3 protein-coding genes are annotated in these 3,500 nt (G+C 54.7%); all 3 read left to right on the top strand.

Annotated features, from left to right (window positions below; genetic code table 11):
- On the top strand, positions 1-858 hold an 858-nt coding region (gene metK / locus VB081_RS07990; RefSeq protein WP_323400295.1), incomplete at its 5' end, for a methionine adenosyltransferase.
- Entirely contained in the window at positions 855-3,041 is a 2,187-nt protein-coding gene (recD2, locus tag VB081_RS07985) for an SF1B family DNA helicase RecD2 (RefSeq protein WP_323400294.1), read from the top strand. The genes metK and recD2, both read left to right, overlap by 4 nt.
- On the top strand, positions 3,025-3,500 hold a 476-nt coding region (locus tag VB081_RS07980), incomplete at its 3' end, for a ComF family protein (RefSeq protein WP_331676009.1). The genes recD2 and VB081_RS07980, both read left to right, overlap by 17 nt.

Raw genomic sequence — 3,500 nt, 5'->3', positions numbered from 1 at the left:
GTTGACAAATCCCTCGAAGCAAGGGAAGACGTCGACGAAGACGAAAACGGCGCGGGCGATCAGGGCATGATGTTTGGATATGCTTGCAACGAAACGCCGTCCTTTATGCCTATGCCTATCGATATGGCACACGGGCTTTCGAGGCGCCTGGCAGAGGTCAGGAAGAACGGTTCTCTCGATTATCTCCGTCCGGACGGTAAATCGCAGGTGACGGTGGAATATGATGAAAACTGGAAGCCGCTTCGTGTGGATGCGATCGTTATTTCCACACAGCACGATCCGGAAGCGACGCAGGCGCAGATCAGGCGCGATATGATTGAGCATGTCGTTAAGCCGATCATCCCCGCAGAGATGATCGACGACGATACGAAAATCTACATCAACCCGACCGGCCGCTTTGTAATCGGCGGGCCGAAGGGCGACAGCGGCCTTACAGGACGCAAGATCATTGTTGATACATACGGCGGAATGGGACGCCACGGCGGCGGCGCATTCTCCGGCAAAGACCCGTCCAAGGTGGACAGAAGCGCTGCTTATGCGGCACGTTATGTGGCAAAGAACGTCGTTGCGGCGGGGCTTGCAGACCGCTGCGAGATCCAGCTTGCATACGCGATCGGCGTAGCGCGTCCGGTTTCCGTATTTGTGGAAACATTTGGCACAGGCAAAAAGCATAGCACAGAGATTGCAGACATCGTAACGAAGCTGTTTGACCTTCGTCCGAGCGCGATCATCGACAAGCTGCAGCTGAAGCGCCCGATCTACAGGCAGACGGCTGCTTATGGCCACTTTGGCCGCAACGATCTCGATCTGCCGTGGGAAAAGCTTGACATGGTGGAGGCCATCAAGAAAGAAATTTGACGACTGAACTGGTTGGAACGGTAGTTAGCATCATCTATGAAAGCGCGGACGGTTATACCGTGGCGGAAGTCGACGCAGGCGAGCCCACCATTGTGGTGGGCAACATGCCCGACCTGAAGCCGGGTGAACGCACGCGCTTTTTTGGTGTGTATAAAACACACAACAAATATGGCATGCAGTTTTCGGTGCAGTCCTACGAGAGCACTCTGCCCAAGGACTTAAACGACACGGTGTTGTTCTTGTCCGGCGGATTCATCAAGGGGCTGGGCGAAACGCTTTCCCGCCGTATCGTGGAAGAGTTTGGTGAAGCGACGTTTGATGTGATCGAAAACGACCACCGCGCGCTTGCGCGTGTACAGGGCGTTTCCAAGCGATTGGCAGACAGCGTGCACGCGGCGATGAAGGAATATGCGCTCAAAAAATATGTGTATGCCGATCTGATGGGCATGGGACTGACCACGCGTCAGGCAACGCTTGCTGTGGCGGAGATTGGTGAAGACGCGGCGGACAAGGTGCGTGAAAACCCGTATATCCTGATCGACCATGTGCGCGGCGTCGATTTTATGACTGCGGACAAGATCGCCATGCACATCGGCATACTGAACGATTCGCCCTTTCGCATCAAAAACGGGATACTGAACGTACTCAAAAAGATGCTTGCGCGCGGCAGTACCTATGTGTTCCGCAAGCAGCTCATACCACATGTGGCACAGCGGCTGAATGTGAGCGAGGCGAGCGTGACAAACGCGCTTTTGTCGCTTGCTTTTACAAAAGAGATCGTATTGCGCAAGTATTATCCGGACATGCAGGCAGTGTTTTTGGAAACAGCATACCGCGCCGAAACAAGGTGCGCGGCCAAGTTGTTCGCCCTTTCGTGCGCGTCTGCGCCGGAGGAGATACGCAGTGTTTCTGCCCTGCTGAAGAAGAAGGCCAAGGAATACTCGCTGACAGAAGAACAAGAGGACGCTGTGTGCGCGGCGGTCACGGACAGGGTATGCGTGATCACGGGCGGGCCGGGGACTGGCAAGACGACGATCTTAAAGGCGGTGCTTGAGATACTCGGCAGCGCAGGGTGCGAATGTTCGCTGACCGCGCCCACGGGACGCGCGGCAAAGCGTATGCAGGAAACGACGGGCTGCGCGGCTTCTACGCTGCACAGGCTGCTGGAATATTCTTATGACGAGGATGCGTTCAACTGCTATTTCCGCAGGAACGAGGAAAATCCGCTGGATGCGGACGCGGTGATCGTGGACGAGGTATCTATGCTGGATGTGTTTTTGTTCCGCAACCTTTTAAACGCTTTGAAGGATGGATCGCGGCTCATCCTTGTGGGGGACGCTGACCAGCTTCCGTCCGTGGGGCCGGGCAACGTGATGCGCGACGTACTTGAATCTGATGCTGTAAAGAGCGTCCGGCTGACGCACCGCTTTCGTAATGCGGGCGGCATCGCGGATGCGGCTTATGATATTTTGAACGGTGTAACAGACGGGGAATATGACGAGTCGTTTGAATTCCGCGCATGTGAGACACCGGGCGAGGTACGCGCCGCCGTATGCGAGCTTTATCTGGAGCACTGGAAAAAAGGAAACGACGTGCAGGTGATCGCGCCCATCAAAAAAGGAGAGCTCGGCACGCTGGAATTAAATAACGCATTGCGTGAAACGGTGAATGCCAAGACCAAGAATAAAGGGGAGGTCTTGTTTGGGGACAGGATATTCCGTGAAGGCGACCGTGTGATGCAGATCAAAAACAATTACGCGCGCGAGTGGCGCGACGATGCGAGCGTACAGATGGGCGAAGGCGTTTTCAACGGGGACATCGGTACGGTGGAAACGATCTATGGCGGCGTGACGGACGTGCTGTTCGAGGATATGAAGCGTTGCCAGTACGAGCTGCCCGACCTGTCAGAGCTTGACGGAGCATATGCCTATACCATCCATAAATCGCAGGGCAGCGAGTTTGATGTGATACTGATGCCCATGTATTATGCAGTTAACCCGTTTTTTGCGCGCAACCTGCTGTACACGGGCGTGACGCGTGCCAAAAAGAAGGTCGTGATCGTAGGCAGCCGCCATACGTTTGAATATATGGTGGGAAACGCGCAAAAAAGCAGGCGCAACACGATTTTGAAGCGGGAACTGAATTATCTTACGAGGATAACACGGGATGAACAGGTTCTATGAGCTGCTGAAAAAACTGACGCTCACCGGGACGCAGTGCGTGTATTGCACGCGCGAGGTGCCACAGGGCGAGCTTGTATGCGCCGCCTGTGAAGAACAGGTACGCTCGCTCAAAAACCGCGACGGGTTTTATGACGGCGGTCTTTTGTATGCATACCGCTACGACGGCCCAGTGCGGACACTGATTCATCAATTCAAATACAATGATATGCCCCGCTATTCCGTTTTTATTGCGCAGCAGATGGCAGAATTTCTGGAGGATTACGAGGTCGGCGCGGATATGTTGGCGTATGTGCCCATCCACAAAAACCGCCTGAAGCAGCGCGGTTATGACCAGGGAGAGATGATCGCTACGCACCTTAGCATATTGCTGGATATCCCGTGCAAAAGCGTGCTTAAGCGCGTGCGGGACACCAAGCCACAGTTCAAGCTGAGCGCCCGGCAGCGAAGGGAAAATATCAA

This window comes from Christensenella sp. (assembly GCF_034927525.1).
GTDB lineage: Bacteria > Bacillota > Clostridia > Christensenellales > Christensenellaceae > Christensenella.
This window is presented reverse-complemented; position numbering and strand designations above follow the sequence as displayed.